The following is a 22,428-nucleotide window of genomic DNA, read 5'->3' on the forward strand; positions in this document are numbered from 1 at the left end:
TTTTATGATATACTAAAAAATATATTAGATAAAAAGGGGGTAGTTTTTATGAATCAGACAAAAGAATTAGGCTCAGAAAGTATAGGGAAACTACTTCTAAAGTTTTCGGTGCCTGCAATAACTGGAATGATTGTTAATGCGTTATATAATATTGTTGATCGTATATATATAGGTCACATTGAAGGGGTAGGATCGTATGCTCTTTCAGGACTTGCAATAACTTTTCCAATATCAGTTATCATAATGGCTTTTGCAATGTTAGTTGGTATAGGGGCTAGTGCAGTTATATCAATAAGACTTGGAGAGAAAAATGTCAAAGTCGCAGATGATATTTTGGGGAACGCTTTTGTGCTTATAACTATAATATCATTACTAGTTAGTATAGTTGGGATTTTGTTTTTAGATAAAATTTTAATATTATTTGGGGCAAGTGGAAATAGCATTATTTATGCAAAAGAATATATACAAATCATACTTATGGGTGCCGTTTTTCAAAATATAGGATTTGGAATTAATAATATAATTAGAGCAGAGGGTAATCCTAAAATGGCAATGTTTACAATGGTGTTCGGTGCAATTATTAATATTATATTAGATCCAATATTTATATTCGTTTTTGATATGGGGATTCAAGGTGCTGCCATAGCAACTATAATTTCACAAATTGTTAATACTATATTGGTACTGAAATATTTTACATCTAAAAGCAGTAATAGTGTACTCAAAATAAAGAAAATTAATTTAAAACTTGATGTGAAAATTATAAAAGATATTTTTGCTATTGGCGTGGCTCCTTTTTCCATGCAAATTGCATCAAGTCTTGTAGCTATATTATATAATAAAGGTCTTTATACTTATGGAGGGGACCTAGCTATAGCATCAATGGGGATACTAAATAGTATATCAATGATTATTTTTATGCCCATATTCGGTATAAGCCAAGGTATCCAACCTATAATAGGATATAATTACGGTGCTAAATTGTACCCTAGAGTAATTAAGGTTTTAAAGCTTGCTATAACCTTTGGAACTTTACTTGCTATAATTGGGTTCATAGGGGTACAGTTATTTGCAAAGCCACTTATTGGAATATTTGTAGGTGATAATCCTGATCTAATAAAGCTAGGGGCACGTGGACTTAGAATAGATTTAATGTTTTTACCTATTTTAGGGTTTCAAATATTAGGAGCAAGCTATTTTCAAGCTATAAATGAGGCGAAGACATCAATGCTACTAAGTATTTTAAGACAGGTCATAGTTCTAATACCACTTATTCTTATACTCCCAATATTTTTTAAATTGGATGGATTATGGTTTTCACAACCTTGTGCAGATTTGATTGCAACAGCACTAACAGCATTTTTTCTGCAAAGAAGTATTAAAAGGCTTAAATATAAAAGAGCTTAGCATCAATATTTTGGAGCTAAGGGTGGATCAATATACCATTAACATAATAAACAGAATAATCAAATTTAATGTGTTATAATTGCAATATTGCTTGACATTAAATGAACGGTCGTTTATTATATAGTTAATAGAGGTGTATAGATGAGAAAAAAAGATGATGAAAAAGAAAAAAGTATAAAGGATGCAGTTGTTAAATTAATACTTGAATTAGGTTTTCATGGTACTTCTATTTCAAAGATTGCTAAAGAGGCAGGGGTTTCCCCGGCCACTGTTTATATCTATTATGAGAATAAAGAAATTATGTTACGTGATATATATCATGAGTATTCTGAAGAAATTTTTGATTATTTACTTAGTAATGTTTATAAGGATATGGATGGGCGTCAACTTATTGAAATGCTTACTAGAGGGTATTATAACTACATTAAGCAATATGGCGAAATATTTCATTTTGTAGATCAATTTTCAAGTTGTCCTGCGTTGTCTAGTCATTGCTTAAAGATGAAAGGTATAAATAATTTAAATGAATTGCTTGAGGAAATGAAAGAGAAAAGAGTGATCAAAGATTTTCAAAATGATAATTTGGTAGCAATACTATTTTATCCAGTAAAGTCAATTGCAATTAAGCAGTGTGCTTGTGAAGTTGAACAAGATAATTTACTAAATGAAATGATTATGATTATACAGGATGCATTACTTGTATAATAGGAAAGATGATATATTATTATTTGAGAATGATTAAATGAACGTTCACTTATAATTCTTATAAAGAAAGGATGATTTTTATGATGAATTTAGATAAAAAAAATAAAAAGGGAATAGCAATTCCTGTATCAAATATAGTTTTACTCCAAGGAATGACTTATACATTAAAATTAGATAATATGAGTGAAGAAGAGCTTCAAAGTTTATCTAGGAAAGATCAATTTAGCATTGCATTACCTTTAAAGCAAAACTATAATCGAAGTCAGTTAAAACAAGAAGACTTTTATGAAATTGGAGTTTCATTCGATGTAGAATCAATTGATAAAACGGATAAAGGATATCAAGTAAAAATAAAAGTATTAGAAAGGGTAGAAATTAAATCAATAAATATTTCTAGTGCCGAAATTAAAGTAGAATTTGAAGTTGCCCCAGATCTTATTGACCTAACTGAGCAAAGTCAAGAAGAGATGCTTGAGTACGTTAAAAAAGTTACCCGTGAGGTTAGCGAAAAATTCCAGGGCTCTGATCAATTTATGAAGGTAATAGATGATCAAAAAGATATTAATAAACTCATTGCTCACCTTACTCAATTTATGCCACTTTCCAACAGTGAAAAGTATGTTTTAATTGAAACTCAGTCTTTAAAAGATAGAATTTTAAAATTTATGGATTATCTCTTAAAACAGAAAGAAGCATTAAAACTACAATTTGAAATGGCAGAAAAGTTTACTGAAAAAGCTAATAAAAATTATAGACAATCAGTACTTAGAGAGCAACTAAAAGCTATTCAAAGTGAATTAAATGAAGGGAAAAGTGAAGGAGCTAAAAAAGATAAGAGCTATTTAGATAAGATTGAAGATGCTCAGATGCCAGATGAAATTAAAACTGCTGCATTAGAAGAACTTGAAAAACTTGAAAGACAAAGTGAAAGTAGTGCTGAGTATAATGTTATACGTAATTATTTAGATTTACTGGTTAAACTTCCATGGGAAAAGTCAGAACCTGTTGTTATAAATTTAGGGGAAGCAAGGCGAATACTAGATGAGCAGCATTATGGTCTAGATAAGGTTAAGGATAGAATAATTCAACATCTAGCAGTTATGCAACTTAAAAAGGATAAGAAAGGTTCTATTTTATTACTAGTTGGACCACCTGGTACGGGTAAAACAAGTTTAGGGAAAAGTATTGCGCAGGCACTAGGTAGAGAATATATAAGGCTAAGTTTAGGTGGAATACGTGATGAAGCTGAAATTCGTGGACATAGAAGAACTTATATTGGCGCAATGCCAGGAAGAATAATTCAAAGCATTAAAAAAGCAGGACAGATAAATCCAGTTATGGTTTTAGATGAAGTGGACAAGCTAATGACTGGCTATAACGGTGATCCAGCCAGTGCATTACTTGAGGTATTAGACCCAGAACAAAACAATAGTTTTACAGATCATTATTTAGATTTGCCATATGATTTGTCAGAAGTGTTTTTCATAGCAACAGCTAACTCATTAGAGAGCATTCCAAGGCCACTCCTTGATAGAATGGAGATTATTCAAATATCTAGTTATACAATGAATGAAAAATTCAATATTGGTAAAAGTCATCTAATACCTGAAATACTTGATGAACATGGATTAAACAAAGAGCAATTGGTTATTGAAGATGAAGCACTGCAAAATATAATTAGCGAATATACCCAAGAAGCTGGCGTTCGTGGACTTAAAAAGCAATTAGCAACACTTGCAAGAATTACATCTGAGAAGATTGTATCTAGCACGGCAGAGCTACCATTTGTTGTTAAAAAAGATGATCTGGATGTATTTCTTGGAAGAAAAGTTTCAAGTCATGATAAGGCTCAAAAAGATAATCCGCCAGGTGTAGTTACGGGAATGGCATTTACAACTGTAGGTGGAGAGATACTATTTATTGAAGCTACAGACATGGTAGGAAGTGGACAAGTTACATTGACAGGGCAATTAGGAGATGTTATGAAAGAATCTGCAAAGATATCTTTAAGTCTTCTTAAGTCAAGGTTGCCAATGAATTCTATAAACTTTAAGGAAAGGGATCTTCATATTCATGTTCCATCAGGATCAGTTCCTAAAGATGGCCCATCAGCTGGAATTACATTATTTACTGCACTTGCATCCCTAGTTACAGGAATAAAGGTAGATCCAAAGCTTGCAATGACAGGAGAAATTACATTAAGAGGAGCAGTGCTTCCCATAGGTGGACTTAAAGAGAAATTAATAGGAGCTCAAAGGGCTGGAATCACAAAAATATTAATACCAAAAGAGAATTTTGATGACTTAAAGGATGTTCCAGAAGAGGTTAAAAGTCAGTTAACTATTAAAACTGTAGAAACAGTAGAAGACGTGCTTAAGGAGACCCTGGGAATATCATTACCTAGAGTAGAACACGTATTTAATTATAATATATCTACGCAAGGAACTTTTGACGATAACCAGATAATATAATAACTTGAATTTTCAAGTATTTAGCAACAAAAACTGAAATAGTTTTTGTTGCTATTTATTTTTTTAAATTTTTTAGAATTGTTAGCGTTAAAGTGGTATATTTAAAACATAGAAATTTATAAATAAATGCAGGGGGAAAATAAAAATGAAAAATATAAGAACTAGTGATAAGGTTTTTAATAAAATACAGGAAAAAATATTTAGTGGTGAATGGAAAGCAGGTACTAAAATTATGTCAGAGCTTCAGATGGTGAATGAGTTTAAAGTAAGTCGAGTATCTGTTAGAGAAGCTATTGAGAAATTAGCGACACTAAACATTGTTAGTAAAAAACATGGGGGGGGTACTTTTGTAAGCGAGCTTAAGGTAGATCTTTTATTTAACAACCTAATACCAATGATTAGTCTTGATACAGATAGCTATATGAGCGTTTTAGAGTTTAGAATGATAATGGAAGCTGAAACAGCTGGACTATGTGCAAAGCGATGTACTCCTAATTTGTTAATGGAAATTAATGAGTGTTATGATAAAATGCTTGAATCTCAGGAAGATATTGAGAAATTTACTGAAATGGATTTAGAATTTCATATGAAAGTAGCAGAGGGAGCCGGGAACTTGCTGATTATTAAAGTGGAGGAAGTATTTAGAAATATTTTAAAATATCATCAAAAGGTTTCATATAAAAATTTAGGCCCATCTGGGGGAATTAGAGAACATAAACTTATATTGGACGCAATAAAAAATAAAGATGTGGAGCTTGCTAGTTTATATTCGAGAAGACATATAGAAAGAACAATAAAGGATTTATTAGCTGATGACTAAATGTGGTTTAAAGTAAAAAACGGTTACATTTATTTGCTAATCACCTATTGACTAATAGGTGATTACTTGTTAAAATATAATAAGTTGTCCTACAATAATTACAAAATAGTTCAAAAAATAACATGTTTACGATTAAAATTACAAAAGTGTCATACAACTAATTAATTATGAGGTGATATATAATGTTAAAAAGCCAAGAACTAAGAAACAAAGCACCAGAAATTGATTCTTTAAGACTCGGAGCAGGGTGGAAGATAGAAGACTTAGAAAAACCACAAATTATAGTAGAAAGTAGTTTTGGTCACAGCCATCCAGGTAGTGCTCACTTAGATACTTTGGTTGAAGAAGCCTGCGCGGGCGTATATCAAAATGGTGGAAGACCAGCTAAGTTTTTTGTAACTGATATTTGTGATGGGGAAGCACAAGGCCATGATGGAATAAATTATTCTCTAGCCTCAAGAGAAATTATGGCTGATATGATTGAAATACATGTTCAGGCAACGCCTTATGATGCAGGCATATTTATTACAAGTTGTGATAAATCGGTGCCAGCACACCTTATGGCTATAGCAAGACTTGATATGCCCGCAGTATTTGTTCCAGGAGGAATAATGAATGCCGGTCCTGATATGCTAACTCTTGAGCAAATTGGTACATATAGTGCACAATTTGAAAGAGGAGAAATAACGGAGGAAAAATTTAATTATTACAAACATAATGCATGTCCAAGCTGTGGTGCCTGCTCATTTATGGGAACAGCATCTACAATGCAAATAATGGCAGAAGCATTAGGGATGGCATTGCCGGGAACAGCTTTAGTTCCAGCTACATCTAATGAACTTAAATCTATAGCAAATATTGCTGGGCAGCATGCACTTAAACTTGTTGAAATGAACATTACACCATCCCAAATTATGACTATGAAGGCTTTTGAAAATGCCATAATGGTACATGCAGCGATCGCAGGTTCTAGTAATACACTACTTCATCTTCCTGCAATTGCACATGAGCTTGGTTTAGAAATAAAACCTGAAATGTTCGATGAAATACATAGGAAAATACCTTTTTTATTGAATATTAGACCAAGTGGATTTTATCCTGGATCATATTTTTGGTATGCTGGCGGAGTTCCTGCGGTAATGGAAGAAATTAAGGAATATTTACACCTAGATGTACTTACTGTTACTGGAAAGACATTAGGCGAAAATTTAGAAGATTTAAAGAAAAATGGGTTTTATGAAAAATGTAATAAATATCTAAAAGTTTTAGAACTTAAAAAAGAAGATATTATAAGAAACAAAGAAAATCCTATACAAGCACAAGGTGCTATTGCAATATTAAAAGGGAATTTGGCACCAGAAGGTGCAGTTGTTAAACATTCAGCAATATCTAAAAAATTATTACAAGTAGTTTTAAAAGCAAGAGTTTTTGATTGTGAAGAAGATGCAATGAAAGCGGTTTTAACAAAAAAAATTAACCCTGGTGATGCAGTATTTATCAGATATGAAGGACCAAAAGGGTCTGGCATGCCTGAAATGTTCTATACTACAGAAGCTATTGCATCAGATAAAGAATTAGTTGAGTCAATAGCACTTATAACTGATGGTCGTTTTTCGGGAGCTACAAGAGGGCCAGCTATTGGACATGTATCTCCAGAAGCAAGTGAAGGTGGGCCTATAGCGTTAGTTGAAGAGGGAGATCTTATAAAAATTGATATCCCAGCAAGAACAATTGATATTATAGGAGTCAATGGACATGAGAAAAGTTTAAGTGAAATTGATGAGATGTTAAGAGAGAGAAAAGAAATATGGGTAAAACCTGAATCAAAGCATACGAAAGGTGTACTTAGAATTTATACAAAATATGCTGTGTCTCCAATGAAAGGTGGATATATGGAATAATACGTAAGTGTTTAGGTAATACATCAATATGTATTCTAGGGGGAATTTTTATGTTAACAGGTCCATTATTAATTGTAGTATTTTTACTGTCGGTAGTCGTTTTATTAGTGACAATCATGAAATTTAAATTAAATGCATTCGTAGCATTATTACTTACGTCCGTAGTTACGGCTGTATTAGTTAGCATGCCAGTGGCAGACATTGGGTCTACCATTTCAGCGGGATTTGGTTCAACACTATCAGGTATAGGAATAGTCACAGGACTTGGTGTTATGCTTGGTGCATTTATGTTTGAATCAGGTGGAGTAGAGGTAATGGCTGATGCAATTCTAAAAAAATTCGGAGAAAAAAGAACACCACAGGCTGTTGCATTATCCGGTTTTATTACAGGGATTCCAGTGTTTGGTGATGTAGTTTACATTATGTTTGCACCAATGCTTAGGGTTCTTTCTAAAAAGACTGGTGTTTCTATGGTAGCATATGCGTGTAGTATTTCTGTAGCAACCACTGCTACATACGCCCTGGTTATTCCGACACCTGCACCTCTTGCAGTGTCAGAATCACTTGGTATTGATATAGGTATTTTCTTTGTTTATTCTTTTTCCTGTGCATTTATTGCAACAATGGTTTCTGCAGTTTGGTATGCTAAACATTTAGACAAGATTGATCATAAAAATAATCACACTTACTCATTTGATGATCTTGAAATAGATGAGAAGAAAACAAAAACAGCTTCTAATAAAAAAAGACCTAGCTTTATAAAAGCACTTTCGCTTCTTCTTGTACCGATTATACTTATATTACTAGCAAGTTTTGGTTCAATGATACTTGGAGCTGATCATCCAATTACACCTTATCTTAAGTTTTTTGGAGACAAAAATGTTGCAATGCTTATTGGTGTTATTTATGCTTCAATTAGTTCACTACCGTACATTAAAAGGAGTGTTTCAGACGTAATGACTGGAGCTGCAGATCAAGTTGGATTGATTCTACTAATTACTGGAGCGGGTGGAGCTTATGGTAAAGTTCTTCAAGCTACAGGTATTGCAGATTACATTGCAAAAACGCTATCAGGGTATAGTATTCCAATTTTAGTGCTTTGCTTTTTAATTTCTCAAATCATTCGTTGTGCGCAAGGGTCTACAACAGTGGCGCTTATAACAACATCATCTATATTGGGATCAACAATTGCAACATCTGGTGTTTCTCCAATTTTATGTGCAATTGCTATTTGCGCAGGTGGCATTGGGTTATCACTTCCAAATGATTCTGGTTTCTGGGCAATTAGTAGATTCTTTAAAATATCAGTGGGTGATACAATTAGGGCGTGGACTATCCCAGGGTTTATTGCAGGAATTACAGTGCTCATATTAGCATCGATTTTATCAGTGTTTCAGAATATATTACCAGGACTCATGTAATATATTGGCTTGAAAATGTAATGAAAAATAATATCTTTAAAAAAACAAAAGAGACTTTTCTTGCTTATAGCTAGGGAAGTCCTTTTAAATATAATTTAACAGCAAATATATAATCAATTAAAATTTAATATATTATGTTGATATTATTTAATAAAACTGATAGAATAACAATAATAACTTACAACTAAATAGTTCGGATGATTGTAGCAGAAGAGTATAGATTAATTTATACACCAAAAAAATAAGTATTTTAGGTATCGCATGGATATGACTGTTACAGGACGAGCCCTTGGAGAGACTCTAATTGAGCACCGAAGGAGAAAGTTAGTTTGAAGCTAATGAAACTCTCAGGTAAAAAGGACAGGGGATAATATTGATTTCAAGGGTCGAGTATTATCTATTCGGCTTTTTTTTGCGATTTAAAAAAATGGAGGTGTAAAAAAATGAAGGCTGTGCTAACTGTAATTGGAAAAGATAAAGCAGGCATAATTTCGAATGTATCTACACTATTATTTGAAAAGAATGCTAATATCTTAGACATTAATCAAACTATTATGAATGAGTTTTTTACTATGGTAATGCTTGTTGATTTATCTAGTATTAATATTTCTTTAAAGGAACTAAATGGAATATTAATGGAAAAAGGTAAAAATCTAAATGTTTCAATAAAAATTCAACATGAAGATGTATTTAATTCAATGCATCTTGTATAGGAGGTAAAAAGTGAATATTAATCAAATAATGGAAACAGTAAAGATGTTAGATGATGAAAAATTAGACATAAGAACACTTACTATGGGAATATCTCTACTTGATTGTTGTGATTCTGATGGTGAAAAATCAAGAGCAAGAATTTATGAGAAGATTATGAGACTTGCTGGGAACTTAGTTAAGGTAGGAGAAGATTTAGAACTTGAATATGGTGTTCCCATAATTAATAAGAGAATTTCAGTTACTCCGATTTCCTTAATTGCAGGAGCATCTCAAGACGAAAACTATGTAGAATATGCTATAATGCTTGATAAAATAGCAAGAGAACTTGGAATAAACTTTATTGGAGGATTTTCTGCATTAATTCAAAAGGGGTATACTACTGGTGATCATAGACTAATATCATCTATACCTGAAGCTATGAGAGTTACGCAAAGAGTATGCTCATCTGTATGCGTTGCAAGTTCTAAGGTTGGAATCAATATGGATGGCGTTCGTGAAATGGGCCAAATTATTAAGGAAGCTGCAACGCTTACTGCGGATAGAGATGGGCTTGGTTGCGCTAAAATTGTAGTATTTGCAAATGCAGTAGAAGATAATCCATTTATGGCAGGAGCTTTTCATGGAGTGGGGGAACCTGAGTGTACTTTAAATGTAGGAATAAGTGGACCGGGTACAGTGAAAGTTGCGCTTGAAAAAGTAAGAGGCGCTGATTTTGGAGTTGTAGCTGAAGTTATAAAGAAAACCGCTTTCAAGATAACAAGAATGGGTCAATTAGTTGGAATTGAAGCTGCAAAAAGGCTAAATGTACCTTTTGGTATAGTAGATTTATCCTTGGCACCAACTCCTGCTGTAGGAGATAGTGTTGCTAGAATTCTAGAAGAAATGGGACTTGAGGTATGTGGAACTCATGGAACAACTTGTGCACTCGCGATGCTCAATGATGCAGTTAAAAAAGGTGGAGTAATGGCTTCAGGTTCGGTTGGAGGATTAAGTGGCGCATTTATACCTGTAAGCGAAGATGAGGGAATGATTGAAGCCGTAGAAAAAGGAGCTTTAAACATTGAGAAGCTTGAAGCTATGACATGTGTATGTTCGGTTGGGCTTGATATGATTGCTATTCCAGGAGATACATCTGCAGAAACAATTTCAGCAATTATTGCTGATGAGTGTGCAATTGGAATGATTAATAATAAAACCACAGCAACAAGGCTAATACCAGCGCCAGGTAAAAAAGTTGGAGACTGCGTAGAATTCGGGGGACTTCTTGGGCGTGCACCTGTAATGAAGGTAAGCGAATTCTCAAGTGTTGACTTTATTAATCGCGGAGGAAGGATTCCAGCACCTATACATAGTTTTAAGAATTAGAAAGTGTAATTAATTAAAAACACTTAGAAAGTGGAATGTGCTTTCTAGGTGTTTTATTTTTTTGAAATTAGAAGCAAGGTGGTCATAAAAAGAAATTGTTAAGTGTGTTAATGATAGTAATGCTGTTAGTATTTGTTATATCAGGAATGCTGGAGATTTGTTGAGATTCAGATAAAATAAGTAGAAAAAAATAATATACCACTTTTAGTATACTAAAGGTGGTATATTAAAGGTAGTATATTAAAATATTAGGAGGGAAAAAGTATGATTGAATCAATACACAAGTATATGAGGGTAGGGTTAATTCACTTCATGGCATATCCTAATTGCATAAAGGGAGAAGGTCCTATTGAAGAGACACTTACAAAAATAGCAACAGATGATTATTTTGATGCTGTTGAAATCTCATGGATAAAAGACAGGTTGGTACGAGCTAAAGCAAAGAAAATATTAGATACTTCTTATCTTACCGTAGGTTATGGTGGACAACCAAGGCTTCTTACAACTGGATTAAATATAAATGACTTAAATGAGGAAGGACGACTTAAGGCATTAGCAACTCTTAAAGAAGGTATCGATGAAGCTTATGAGATGAATGCAGTAGGATTTGCTTTTCTCAGTGGGAAATACCCTGAAGATAGAATAGAAGAAGCTTTTGAGGCTTTAGTAAAGTCCACAAAAGAACTATGTCAATATGCAAAAGAAAGAGGAAACATAAACGTTCTTCTAGAAGTGTTCGATTATGATGTAGATAAGAAGTCTCTAATAGGACCTGCACCTCTAGCAAAAAGATATGCAGAGGAAATAAAAAAAGAATATGATAATTTTGGTTTGATGGTAGACTTAAGCCATATTCCACAAATTCACGAAACTATAGAAGAATCAATTCTTCCAGTAAAGGATTATATACTTCATGCACATATGGGTAATTGTGTTACAAAGGATCCATCATTGCCAGCTTATGGTGACCAGCATCCAAGATTTGGATTTCCTAATGGTGAATGCGATGTTGATGAAATGGTAGAATACTTAAAAGTACTTAAGGATATAGGATTTTTGAGTGAAGAAAAAAGACCTATCGTTAGCTTTGAAGTTAAGCCCTTTGGAGATGAGAATCCTGATGTAGTTGTGGCAAATGCGAAGAGAGTGTTGAATCTTGCATGGTCAAGAGTATAAAAATAATACTTATGCTATAAAATATAATTATATTCGGGGGGAGTATTTATGAAAAAAAAATTAACTATTTTATTGGCACCTGATTCTTTTAAAGAAAGTATGAGTGCAAAAGAAGTATGTGAAGCTATGGAAATCGGAATTAAGAAGGCAAACAAAAACATTAATTGTATCCACGTTCCAATGGCTGATGGTGGAGAAGGGACAATGCAGTCTCTAGTGGATGCTACAGGTGGAAACATATATTCATTAAATGTAGTTGGACCACTAGGAAATAAAGTGAAGGCATTCTATGCTATTTTAGGCGATGGTGAAACGGGAATGTTAGAAATGGCTAGTGCCAGTGGAATACATTTAGTGCCAATTGAAAAAAGGGACCCGAGTGTAACAACAACTTATGGTACTGGTCAATTAATAAAAGCTTGTTTAGATTATGGAGTAAAAAAATTATTAATAGGTATAGGTGGTAGTTCAACTAATGATGGTGGTGCAGGGGTTATCCAGGCCTTAGGTGGAAAACTAATAGATAAGAAAGGGAATGAACTTGGGTTTGGCGGTGGAGAATTAAGAAAGCTTGAGACTATTGATTTAATTAATTTTGACCCAAGACTTAAGAATGTCAGAGTAGAAGTGGCTTGTGATGTTGATAATCCACTGTGTGGAGATAATGGGGCTTCAAATGTATTTGGTCCACAAAAGGGAGCTACTCCTCAAATGATAGAAGAATTAGATATTAATTTAAGGCATTATGCTAGTATTGTTAAAGCACAAATAGGTAAAGATATTCTAAACGTACCTGGTGCAGGAGCAGCTGGTGGGCTTGGAGCAGGGCTTATGGCATTTTTAGATGGTAATTTGAAAAAAGGTATAGAAATGGTTATTGAATATACAAAGCTTGAGGAAAAAGTAAAACTTTCAGATATGGTTTGGACAGGGGAAGGAAGTATAGATTTTCAAACTCAATATGGTAAAACTCCTTTAGGGGTAGCAATAGTTGCTAAAAAATATAATAAACCTGTAATAGCATTTGCCGGAAGAATAGGACAGGATATAGAGGTATTATATGACAAGGGTATTGACTCTATATTCAGTATTATTAAAGAGTTAACCACATTAGAAGAAGCTTTAGTAATGGGGAAAGAAAATATGGAGAAAACTGCTGAAAATGTAATAAGATTAATGAACTTAATGTAATCACTCAAATTTTGGAATACGAAACACTAGGTAATCTTTAAACTAAAAATATATAATTGTAAAAAGCAGGTGAATATACTAAAATGATTTTTAAAATCATTTTAGTATATTCACCTTTAGTATTTTATTGAACTATCCTAGACCAAAATTTACGTATAATATTGTATATATTGAGAAAGCTAATAATGGTGATGTGAAATGGTTGAAGATAATAATGAAAATGTAAAACTATATAATGATTATGAGAAGAATTTTTCTATAATTGATGGAACATTAAAAGATTGCCCTGATATTGTAAGACGGAAAGTAATTTTGAAGTCAGGAAATAAAGGTTGTTTCTTTTTTATTCAGGGGTTGTGTGATATAGACCTTTTTCAGAGGGATTTTATGACGCCTTTACTTGATTTAAAAAAACTAGATGATGATGAGGTAAAATATCTTTCTAATAAACTTCCAATAGCAGGACTAACATTTCCTTTAGAAATTAACAGTATAATAATGGATATAATGGAAGGAAACACAGTCTTTATATGCGACGGATTAAATTGTGCAATTTCATGTACACTAAAAAAATATGAAAAAAGAAGTATAAAAGAGCCAGACGGTGAAAAGAGTATAAGAGGAGCCCATGATGGTTTTATTGAGGACGTGGCTACTAATATATCCACTATTAGGCGAAAATTAAAAACTCCCAATCTAAAATTTAAGGATTTTACTGTTGGAAGCATGTCACATCAAACAATTTCTGTAGCATACCTTGATAATGTGGCGAGTCCTAACATATTACAAATTATTTCTGACAAAATAAATAATATAAATACTGACAGTTTAATAGCAATTGGATATCTAGAACAAATTATAACGGACCATCCAAATTCTATTTTTCCTCAATACCTTTCAACAGAAAGACCGGACAAAGCAATAGCGGGATTACTTGAAGGCAAATTTGTAATAATGCTTCAAGAAACTTCATTTGTAATGATAGCACCAGTAACTTTTCACGCATTTACTCAAGCACCAGAAGATTATTCTACTCATTGGGTGGGAGCAAGTTATCTTCGTTTACTTCGAACGGTAGGATTAGTAACAGCATTATTTCTTCCGGGCATATATATTGCATTACTTAGTTATCATTATTACATGATACCATTGCCTTTATTAGTGCAACTTGCGCAATCAAGAGCAAAGGTACCTTTTCCTCCAGTTATAGAAGCGTTTTTGATAGAATTTATGATAGAGACTGTAAGGGAAGCTTCAATTAGACTTCCATCTTTTATCACATCCTCTGTAAGTATAGTTGGAGGACTTGTAATAGGTCAAACAGCTATACAAGCAGGCGTTGTAAGTGATCTAATGGTAATAGTAATTGCCGCTTCTGCAATATCAGGGTTTACTATGCCTACTTATGATTTGGGAATTTCTATTAGACTTGTTAAATATATCGTTATGATATGCTCAGCAATATTTGGTATTCTGGGAGTAGTAATTCCAATGGTAACCTTAGTAGCACACTTAATAGTATTAGATTCCCTAGGAGAACCTTATTTTCAGCCTCTAGCACCTTTTAAGTTTGCTGATTTAAAGGATACATATATTAGGGCTCCAATCAAATATTTAAAGAAAAGGCCAGATATAGCCAAACCTAAGGATAAGGAAAGAGGTAATTAAAATGGATAGTAGGCAAAATCAGATTACATCTGGCCAATTAATGGGATTTATTGTATCGATTCAAATAGGTGCAGGAGTTCTAACTATGCCTGCTGAATTAGCTAGAGCTAGCGGCCATGATGGTTGGATTTCATTACTTATATATGGAATAATAATAACTGCTGTGATTTCAATAATTGTAAAGCTTATGAATAGATATAACAATAAATCAATATACGAAATAAATAAGTTATTATATGGAAAGTACTTAGCTGGATTTTTAAATTTTTTTATAGTTTTATATTTATGGTACAGCACATGCTTAATTTTAAGAAGTTATACAAATGTAATAAATATTCATCTATTAAGAGCAACTCCCACATTAATATTATGCATTTTTACTATAATACCAACTTACTACTTAGCGTGGTACGGAATAAAATATGTAGCAAGATTCTCAATTACGATATATCTTTCTCTAACTTTTGGATGTCTTTTGTTTTTCCTTGTATTTAAAGACTTGAGATTTAACTTTTTAATGCCAATTGCTCAAAGTGGTATAAAAGGTATAAAAGATAGTTTTAGTCCCTGCGTGTTTTCATTCCTAGGGTATGAAGTAATTTCAGTTATATATCCAGAAATTACAAACAAAAAAAAGGCTATGAAATATGCTATAGGTGCAAATTTAATTACCACAATGTTTTGTATCCTTCTTGTTTTAGTTGTCACATCTTTTTTTGGAGAAGAGATTTTAAAAAAAAGTATGTATCCAACAATCACACTGGCAAGGTCATATAGAGCACCAATAATTGAGAGAATGGATATACTATTTATAGCTATGTGGCTACCAGTAATAGAGATGACTATTAGAGGATACTTTTGTGTAACATATTATAGTATAAATAAACTACTAAAGCTAAAGAAAAAAGGTATATATCTATTTGTGTTTACGGCAATAACGATATTACTAAGTAATGTACCCAAAAGCCTGTCACAAATTAATAAGTACAGTAATGTTATGTTATTATCAGGAACTGTATTTTCAGTATTTATGATTATAAGTTATGTATTTTCTTTCATAAGAAAAAGGGGAGTGAAGCCACTTGTATAAAAGGGTAATAAAATTAACTATACTATTAATTGCTATTCCTTTTATACTTTGTGGATGTTGGGATCAAGTACTAGTAGAGAAAGTTGGGTTTATAACAATAGTAGGTATAGAAACAGCACCTCAAGGAAATTTAAGACTTACCTATTCTGTGCCTATAGTTGATTCAGACACTGCTATTAGATCAGAAGTACTTGATACTCAGGCAAATTTAACAAGGATAGCTAGAGACAAACTAAACAGAACTTCATCAAAGGGGATGCTAGCAGGTAAAATTCAACTAGTTTTATACTCTAAACAAATTGCTGGAGAGGGTCGTATAGCTGGTATTAATACAATATTTGAAAGGGATCCATCAAATCCAATACTTGCCTGGGTAGTTGTTGTTGATGGGAGTCCTAGAGATCTAATACACCAAGCAGAAGAGAATCTTAAGGATAAACCTAGAGCATCTGTATATTTGAATGATCTTCTTGAACGAGCAGTTAGTACTGCAAGCACAATTGAAACAAGAGTTTTTAGTTATGATTTACTAAGTATGGCACCAGGTATTGATAATATATGTCCTCTAATTAAAATTACTGATAAATCTGTTGAGGTTAATGGGTCAGTCTTATTTTCAAGTGAAAAAATGGTTGGAACTATAAATGTACAAGATAATGGGCTTTTAATGGCAATGATGAAAACTTTAAAAAATAAGAAATTTACGTATAATGCTAGTATTCCTTCTGAAGATGGAGGAATTTATAGCGAGAGACGAAGCTCAGCTATTATGCTTATTCAAAACAGTAACAAAATAAAAATTTCCATTCAAGATAATAAACCTATAGTAGATATTTACTTAGACTTTTCTGGATATGCTGATGAATATAAATGGGATAATTTAAATGATGAAAAAGAAGTTAAAAAATTAAATGATCATGTACAGCAGCAAATACAACAAGACTGTCAAAAATTAATTGGTTACATGCAAAAAGTGGGAAGTGATCCTATAGGTATAGGAGATATGGTAAGAGGAAAGAATAACAGATACTTTGAAAAAGTAGATTGGCATAAGTCATATAAAGAGGCAACAATAACCGCCCATGTTAAATTTAATTTGATAGAATATGGAGATATACAATAGTGTGATTTATGTCTACAGAGTAAAATTGTAATTTCATGTCTAGAATGATATAATACAATTATAATAAATAATTTACATAAAATAATTATGAACTGTAAATGTTTGTTTTAAATTAATGAGTGAGGTGAAGTCTATGTTAGCTTATAATGATAAAATTTCTATAATAGAAAAATATATGAACACACCTAATGTAGGACCACGTATAATTGCTAACATGAAAATTAATATTGAATTAAATCATAATTTAATTAAAAACACCAAGAAAGATGTACCACTTTCTTGGTGTTTTATTTTTGAAAATTAAAAGGTAAGGCAGCGCTAAAAAGTAGTTAACTTGTATGATAGTTATTTCTAAAAACATATAAAATAAAAGGAGAGTTTAAGTATGAATAAAAGCGAAATTATAATTAAGGGATTACCGGTGAAAACAAATAGGTTAGAAAGTGGAGATGTTAAGTTACTATTTAAAATAGGAACTTACGATGAAAAAGAATCTGTTTATAGAGTGATTGTAAAAAAAGATTATTGGAGAGATGCGGTAGTAGGTATGAAGGATGCAAATTATTTTGTAATTAAAGGTGAGCTTAAAGCATGTGTAAACAGTAAAGGGACACCATTTATTTCAGTGGAAGCAACATCAATTAAAATATTTAATTTGATAAAGGATGAGAATGGTCAAATAGATTTAAATTGTGAAATGCCAACTGGAACTGATATAATAATGGATATTTCAAAGTTAGTAAATGAAAATGAAGATATGTCAATAAAGCGTTCGAAGAATAAAGCAATAAACTACATGAAAAACAACAATAAGTTTAACAAACCTATTGTTATTAAAAGAGATAGTCTTGTAATTGTGTCAGGGCATGATGAGTATGCAGCAGCACTAGAACTTGGATTAAATAATGTTCCAGTTTCATATGAGGATAATTAAATAAAATTATTTAATAAGCAAGATCAAAGTGAGATTAATTATGAGAAAAAAGTGTGAAATTATAAATGATGTTTGTTATTATTATAAGATATAAGTGTATGTTTTTAATTGTTTTGAAAAATATTAGCATTAATAAGCGTAATATAGTATATTTGCAATAAATTGGTTGTATTTTTGTTGTAAGGTTGATTTTATTGTCGAAGTCTAGTATGATGTAAAGATAAAGCTTAAATTTAAATATATGAGTTTACGGTTTGTACATAAATGAAATAATTAATGAGGTGAATAAATGTTAAAAATTGAAGTTAAAGGATTGACTAAAATTTTTGGAAAAAATCCTAAACAAGGTATAAAACTTTTACAAGAAGGAAAAACAAAACCAGAGATTTTGAAAGAGACAGGAATGACTGTTGGTGTGAACAGAGTATCATTTGAAGTAAATTCAGGAGAAATTTTTGTAATTATGGGGTTATCAGGGAGTGGTAAATCCACCCTTGTTAGATTAATTAATCGTCTAATTGAACCAAATGCTGGTAGTGTATTAGTTGACGGTGAAGATTTAGCGAAAATGGATAAACATAAATTAAGGAAGACAAGACGTAAGAAACTAAGTATGGTTTTCCAAGGGTTTGGATTATTCCCACATCGCACAATACTAGAGAATGCAGGATATGGGTTAGAAGTACAAGGAATGGACAAAAAGGAAATTGCCAAAAAAGCTCTTGAATCATTACAGCTTGTCGGACTAGTAGGGTATGAAGATCAATATCCTAGTCAATTATCTGGAGGAATGAAACAAAGAGTAGGACTTGCAAGAGCTTTAGCTAATGATCCAGATATCTTATTAATGGATGAAGCTTTTTCAGCTTTAGATCCACTAATTCGTAAAGAAATGCAAGATCAACTTATAGATTTACAAGCGGCTATGCATAAAACAATTCTTTTTATAACTCACGATTTAGATGAAGCACTTAAAATAGGTGACAAAATTGCAATAATGAAAGATGGCGTGATTGTTCAGGTTGGTACGCCAGAAGAAATTATGACAAACCCTGCTGATGAGTATGTTAGAAAGTTTGTTGAAGATGTAGATAGATCTAAGGTTTTTTCTGCGCAACATGTTATGAAACGCCCAGAAACAATTGATATAGAAAAACATGGCCCTAGGGTTGCATTGCAACGTATGAAACAGGCTGGAATTTCGAGTATTTATGTTATTAATAAAAATAGAGAGTTTTTAGGTGTTGTAACTGCAGAAGCGGCTTCAGAAGCTGTGAAAAATGGGATTAAAGACATTCATGATGTTATAATCACTGATGTACCTGTGGTTCTTCCAGATTTATCATTAAATGATTTGTTTGAAATAATACACAATTCTTCTGTACCTGTAGCTGTTGTTGAAAACAAAATATTAAAAGGAATTATAGTTCGAGGCGCAGTACTAGCGGCTCTTGCAGGAAAAGAGGTGAATCTTAATGAAACAAATACCACAGATACCAATAGTTAAATGGGCTGACATGCTTGTAGAATGGTTAAGGGAAAATGCACAATGGTTTTTTGAACCAATTAAAGATGGATTAGATTCAGTTGTGACTGGTATAAGTGACGGATTAATAGCTATTCCTCCACTAGTTTTTATTATAATTATTGTAGCATTAACAATATTTATTACTAAGAGAAAAATAGGCCTTGCATTATTTGCATTAATTGGGTTATTGTTAATACAAAATCTTGGATATTGGGAACAAACAATGCTTACGCTTTCATTAATTTTAACATCTAGTTCAATATCGATTTTGATCGGAATTCCTCTTGGAATTTGGATGTCAAAAAATACAACAGTTCAAAATATAATAACGCCTATATTAGATTTTATGCAGACTATGCCTGCATTTGTTTATCTAATACCAGCGGTTTCTTTCTTTGGAATAGGAATGGTACCTGGAATTATAGCATCTGTTATATTTGCAATGCCACCAGTGGTAAGGTTAACTAATCTAGGTATTCGCCAAGTTTCAGAGGAATTAATAGAGGCAGCAAATGCATTCGGTTCAACTCCTACTCAAAAACTTATGAAGGTTCAACTTCCACTTGCAAAAAATACAATTATGGCAGGGGTTAACCAAACAATTATGTTATCGCTCTCTATGGTTGTTATTGCATCTATGATTGGTGCTGACGGATTGGGCGTTGAAGTTTTTAGAGCTGTAACAAGAAACGAAGCTGGTCAAGGATTCGCATCAGGCCTAGCTATTGTTATATTGGCTATGATACTAGACCGTATTACTCAAGCAATGAATGTAAGAAATGATTCTTAAAGTTAAATAGTTTGTATATATAATTAACTCAAATCTTGAGTGATGTTGCATTGAAAATATAAGGAGGAATAAATTTATGATTAAAAACAATTGGAAAAAACTTAGTGTGGTAGCCTTTAGTATTGTAGCCCTAACGTTTGTCGGCTGCAGTAATAAGACTGCTGAAGAAGCAAAGACTGATGACACGTCTATTGGTGAGAAAATGGATTATAAAATTACAGGTATAGATGCGGGTTCAGGCGTAGTTCAAGCTTCTGAAAAAGCTGTTGAAGACTATAAATTAGATTATACTGTACAAACTAGTTCGGGTGCTGCTATGACACAAGCACTTGCAGATGCATATAAAAATAAAGAGCCAATTGTAATTACTGGTTGGTCACCACACTGGATGTTTAGCAAATATGACTTAAAATACCTAAAAGACCCTAAAGGTTCTTTTGGAGATGCTGAACATATAGACACAGTTGTACGCAAAGGCTTAAAAGAAGATAAACCAAATGCATATAAGATATTAGATCAATTTGCTTGGGAGCCTTCAGATTCTGAAGCTGTTATGCTTAAAATTAACGCTGGTGGAGATGCAAAGGAAATTGCAACACAATGGATTACTGACAATAAAGATACTGTAAGTAAATGGACAAAAGGTACAAAGAAAGTAGATGGCGAGGAAATCAAACTTGCATATGTTGCTTGGGATACAGAAATTGCATCTACTAATGTAATTGGATTAGCACTTGAAGATATGGGATACAAAGTTAAACTTACACAAGTAGATGCAGGACCAATGTGGGCTGCAGTAGCTAGTGGAGATGCAGATGCTATTGTTGCAGCTTGGCTACCAGGAACACATGCTAAATATATGACTGATTACAAAGATAAAGTTGAAAATTTAGGACCAAACCTAGAAGGAGCTAAAATAGGTTTAGTTGTTCCAACATATATGGATATTGATTCAATAGAAGAGTTAGTAAAATAGATTATAATTATAAAATATAAACAAAAATAGGCTTTTATAAGGCCTATTTTTGTTTTTTGATTTATAATATTCTATATTTTGAGATATCATTAATTTAATATATAGTTATTTTACTATTCTTGTTTTTATTAAAATCATAAAAATTGGAGCAGTTTTAAATTTATAGCATAGGATATTACATAAAGCTAATAATTAAGAGGAGCTGCTATGTATAATTGTTATAATAGATCTAATATTATAAAACCCAGCATTGTATCTTATGCCATAGGGGATGTAAATGGTGATAGAATAGCCGATAATGTATATTTAACGGGTTCGCTTACAGTTGAAAGTCCATTTATTCAAAACATTACGCTTGTAATTCAAGATGGGAAAAATGGTGAGTTTACGAGTATATCTCTTAGTGAAAATGCAGGATACAACCCGACCTTATTTTTGGGGGATTTTACAGGAAATCATGTAGATGATATTTTGATAGGTATAAACACAGGCGGTAGTGGTGGAATTATGTATTACTATATTTATTCGTTTATTAATAACGTGGCAAAATTAATATTTGATTATAATGTATACAATGAAGAATATAAATATAACGTTGCTTATAAAGACAACTATAAGGTGCAAGTTGTTAGTTACGAAAATAATAATGAATATATTATAGATATATCTAATAGAGAAATAGATTATCTAAATGAAATATACTATGAGAATGGTAAACTTAGAAATTCGATTAATGGGTTTATAAATCCCTTAAGCGGTTTATATCCTGTTGATTTTGATTCAGATAAAGTATATGAACTATTAGCATATCAGAAAATAGCAGGAAGATATAATGCAGATTCACTAGGGTATGTATTGAACACATTAAAGTGGAAAGATAATGTTTTTGGTTTGGATAATCAGAATGTAGCTATTTTTGGATCACAGAAATAGGTAATAATACAAATGTTTTGAATTTGTTAACGGCAATGGAGGGTGTTGTACAAATTTTGTTTCACAATGCAAAAAGCTATGATTATAAAAAAGTACATTTTTTAAAAATTGTATTATGATAACAATATAAAATGAGACTGTAATAGATTTAATTACAGTCTCATTTTTGTAATAACTATTTTAAAATCATTATTCCTTGATAATTATTATTTAAT

The 22,428-nt window shown here is 32.2% G+C and carries 19 protein-coding genes and 1 riboswitch; all 19 genes read left to right on the forward strand.

What is annotated here, in order from left to right:
- Nucleotides 1-48: 48 nt before the first annotated feature.
- The 19 genes from ACREVX_RS07495 (at nt 49) to ACREVX_RS07585 (ending at nt 22,213) form a co-directional block, all read left to right on the forward strand.
- The gene (locus ACREVX_RS07495) at nt 49-1,407 is read left to right on the forward strand and encodes an MATE family efflux transporter (RefSeq protein WP_431543549.1); all 1,359 of its coding nucleotides are present in this window, start codon (nt 49-51) and stop codon (nt 1,405-1,407) included.
- Nucleotides 1,408-1,548: 141 nt separating this feature from the next.
- Nucleotides 1,549-2,112: a TetR/AcrR family transcriptional regulator gene (locus ACREVX_RS07500; protein WP_431543550.1), complete on the forward strand. Its 564-nt coding sequence runs from the start codon at nt 1,549-1,551 to the stop codon at nt 2,110-2,112.
- 80 nt (nt 2,113-2,192) lie between these two features.
- Nucleotides 2,193-4,583 carry an endopeptidase La gene (lon, locus tag ACREVX_RS07505; protein ID WP_431543551.1) on the forward strand — a complete coding sequence of 797 codons (2,391 nt, stop codon included), beginning with the start codon at nt 2,193-2,195 and terminating at the stop codon, nt 4,581-4,583.
- A gap of 145 nt (nt 4,584-4,728) precedes the next feature.
- Nucleotides 4,729-5,403 carry a FadR/GntR family transcriptional regulator gene (locus ACREVX_RS07510; RefSeq protein ID WP_431543552.1) on the forward strand — a complete coding sequence of 225 codons (675 nt, stop codon included), beginning with the start codon at nt 4,729-4,731 and terminating at the stop codon, nt 5,401-5,403.
- Between the two features lie 182 nt (nt 5,404-5,585).
- Entirely contained in the window at nt 5,586-7,304 is a 1,719-nt protein-coding gene (gene ilvD / locus ACREVX_RS07515) for a dihydroxy-acid dehydratase (protein WP_431543553.1), read from the forward strand.
- Nucleotides 7,305-7,354: 50 nt separating this feature from the next.
- Complete coding sequence (locus ACREVX_RS07520; protein ID WP_431543554.1) at nt 7,355-8,725, forward strand: GntP family permease; 1,371 nt, start codon at nt 7,355-7,357, stop codon at nt 8,723-8,725.
- A gap of 279 nt (nt 8,726-9,004) precedes the next feature.
- A riboswitch (glycine riboswitch) is annotated at nt 9,005-9,099 on the forward strand.
- A gap of 69 nt (nt 9,100-9,168) precedes the next feature.
- On the forward strand, nt 9,169-9,438 hold the full coding sequence (locus ACREVX_RS07525) for an ACT domain-containing protein (protein WP_431543555.1): 270 nt from the start codon (nt 9,169-9,171) through the stop codon (nt 9,436-9,438).
- 10 nt (nt 9,439-9,448) lie between these two features.
- Nucleotides 9,449-10,804: a PFL family protein gene (locus ACREVX_RS07530; protein ID WP_431543556.1), complete on the forward strand. Its 1,356-nt coding sequence runs from the start codon at nt 9,449-9,451 to the stop codon at nt 10,802-10,804.
- A gap of 264 nt (nt 10,805-11,068) precedes the next feature.
- On the forward strand, nt 11,069-11,980 hold the full coding sequence (locus ACREVX_RS07535) for a sugar phosphate isomerase/epimerase family protein (protein ID WP_431543557.1): 912 nt from the start codon (nt 11,069-11,071) through the stop codon (nt 11,978-11,980).
- A gap of 48 nt (nt 11,981-12,028) precedes the next feature.
- Entirely contained in the window at nt 12,029-13,171 is a 1,143-nt protein-coding gene (locus ACREVX_RS07540; RefSeq protein ID WP_431543558.1) for a glycerate kinase family protein, read from the forward strand.
- Between the two features lie 198 nt (nt 13,172-13,369).
- A complete protein-coding gene (locus ACREVX_RS07545) occupies nt 13,370-14,839 on the forward strand; it encodes a spore germination protein (protein WP_431543559.1) in 1,470 nt (489 codons plus the stop codon).
- 1 nt (nt 14,840) lies between these two features.
- Complete coding sequence (locus ACREVX_RS07550) at nt 14,841-15,929, forward strand: GerAB/ArcD/ProY family transporter (protein ID WP_431543560.1); 1,089 nt, start codon at nt 14,841-14,843, stop codon at nt 15,927-15,929.
- Nucleotides 15,922-17,052 (forward strand): Ger(x)C family spore germination protein, encoded by a 1,131-nt coding sequence (locus tag ACREVX_RS07555; protein WP_431543561.1) that lies wholly within the window; start codon nt 15,922-15,924, stop codon nt 17,050-17,052. The genes ACREVX_RS07550 and ACREVX_RS07555 overlap by 8 nt, the downstream gene beginning before the upstream one ends.
- Nucleotides 17,053-17,185: 133 nt before the next feature.
- Nucleotides 17,186-17,356, forward strand: coding sequence for a hypothetical protein (locus tag ACREVX_RS07560; protein ID WP_431543562.1), 171 nt, complete (start codon nt 17,186-17,188; stop codon nt 17,354-17,356).
- Between the two features lie 81 nt (nt 17,357-17,437).
- The gene (locus ACREVX_RS07565; protein WP_431543563.1) at nt 17,438-17,986 is read left to right on the forward strand and encodes a ParB N-terminal domain-containing protein; all 549 of its coding nucleotides are present in this window, start codon (nt 17,438-17,440) and stop codon (nt 17,984-17,986) included.
- Nucleotides 17,987-18,275: 289 nt separating this feature from the next.
- Nucleotides 18,276-19,493, forward strand: coding sequence for a quaternary amine ABC transporter ATP-binding protein (locus tag ACREVX_RS07570; RefSeq protein WP_431543564.1), 1,218 nt, complete (start codon nt 18,276-18,278; stop codon nt 19,491-19,493).
- Nucleotides 19,462-20,304: an ABC transporter permease gene (locus ACREVX_RS07575; protein WP_431543565.1), complete on the forward strand. Its 843-nt coding sequence runs from the start codon at nt 19,462-19,464 to the stop codon at nt 20,302-20,304. The genes ACREVX_RS07570 and ACREVX_RS07575 overlap by 32 nt, the downstream gene beginning before the upstream one ends.
- Before the next feature lie 76 nt (nt 20,305-20,380).
- Entirely contained in the window at nt 20,381-21,280 is a 900-nt protein-coding gene (locus ACREVX_RS07580) for a glycine betaine ABC transporter substrate-binding protein (RefSeq protein WP_431543566.1), read from the forward strand.
- A 207-nt stretch (nt 21,281-21,487) separates the two neighbouring features.
- On the forward strand, nt 21,488-22,213 hold the full coding sequence (locus ACREVX_RS07585; protein ID WP_431543567.1) for a YybI family spore inner coat protein: 726 nt from the start codon (nt 21,488-21,490) through the stop codon (nt 22,211-22,213).
- Nucleotides 22,214-22,428 lie beyond the last annotated feature (215 nt).

It is taken from the genome of Clostridium sp. (assembly GCF_050717545.1).
Lineage (GTDB): Bacteria > Bacillota > Clostridia > Clostridiales > Clostridiaceae > Clostridium_AD.

What these genes read in the sequence shown, in the direction of transcription:
- ilvD (WP_431543553.1), top strand. Translation starts at nt 5,586, where the DNA reads ATGTTAAAAAGCCAAGAACTAAGAAACAAAGCACCAGAAATTGATTCT.
- ACREVX_RS07575 (WP_431543565.1), top strand. Translation starts at nt 19,462, where the DNA reads ATGAAACAAATACCACAGATACCAATAGTTAAATGGGCTGACATGCTT.
- ACREVX_RS07580 (WP_431543566.1), top strand. Translation starts at nt 20,381, where the DNA reads ATGATTAAAAACAATTGGAAAAAACTTAGTGTGGTAGCCTTTAGTATT.
- lon (WP_431543551.1), top strand. Translation starts at nt 2,193, where the DNA reads ATGATGAATTTAGATAAAAAAAATAAAAAGGGAATAGCAATTCCTGTA.
- ACREVX_RS07510 (WP_431543552.1), top strand. Translation starts at nt 4,729, where the DNA reads ATGAAAAATATAAGAACTAGTGATAAGGTTTTTAATAAAATACAGGAA.
- ACREVX_RS07560 (WP_431543562.1), top strand. Translation starts at nt 17,186, where the DNA reads ATGTTAGCTTATAATGATAAAATTTCTATAATAGAAAAATATATGAAC.
- ACREVX_RS07495 (WP_431543549.1), top strand. Translation starts at nt 49, where the DNA reads ATGAATCAGACAAAAGAATTAGGCTCAGAAAGTATAGGGAAACTACTT.
- ACREVX_RS07585 (WP_431543567.1), top strand. Translation starts at nt 21,488, where the DNA reads ATGTATAATTGTTATAATAGATCTAATATTATAAAACCCAGCATTGTA.
- ACREVX_RS07500 (WP_431543550.1), top strand. Translation starts at nt 1,549, where the DNA reads ATGAGAAAAAAAGATGATGAAAAAGAAAAAAGTATAAAGGATGCAGTT.
- ACREVX_RS07565 (WP_431543563.1), top strand. Translation starts at nt 17,438, where the DNA reads ATGAATAAAAGCGAAATTATAATTAAGGGATTACCGGTGAAAACAAAT.
- ACREVX_RS07535 (WP_431543557.1), top strand. Translation starts at nt 11,069, where the DNA reads ATGATTGAATCAATACACAAGTATATGAGGGTAGGGTTAATTCACTTC.
- ACREVX_RS07570 (WP_431543564.1), top strand. Translation starts at nt 18,276, where the DNA reads ATGTTAAAAATTGAAGTTAAAGGATTGACTAAAATTTTTGGAAAAAAT.
- ACREVX_RS07525 (WP_431543555.1), top strand. Translation starts at nt 9,169, where the DNA reads ATGAAGGCTGTGCTAACTGTAATTGGAAAAGATAAAGCAGGCATAATT.
- ACREVX_RS07520 (WP_431543554.1), top strand. Translation starts at nt 7,355, where the DNA reads ATGTTAACAGGTCCATTATTAATTGTAGTATTTTTACTGTCGGTAGTC.
- ACREVX_RS07540 (WP_431543558.1), top strand. Translation starts at nt 12,029, where the DNA reads ATGAAAAAAAAATTAACTATTTTATTGGCACCTGATTCTTTTAAAGAA.
- ACREVX_RS07550 (WP_431543560.1), top strand. Translation starts at nt 14,841, where the DNA reads ATGGATAGTAGGCAAAATCAGATTACATCTGGCCAATTAATGGGATTT.
- ACREVX_RS07545 (WP_431543559.1), top strand. Translation starts at nt 13,370, where the DNA reads ATGGTTGAAGATAATAATGAAAATGTAAAACTATATAATGATTATGAG.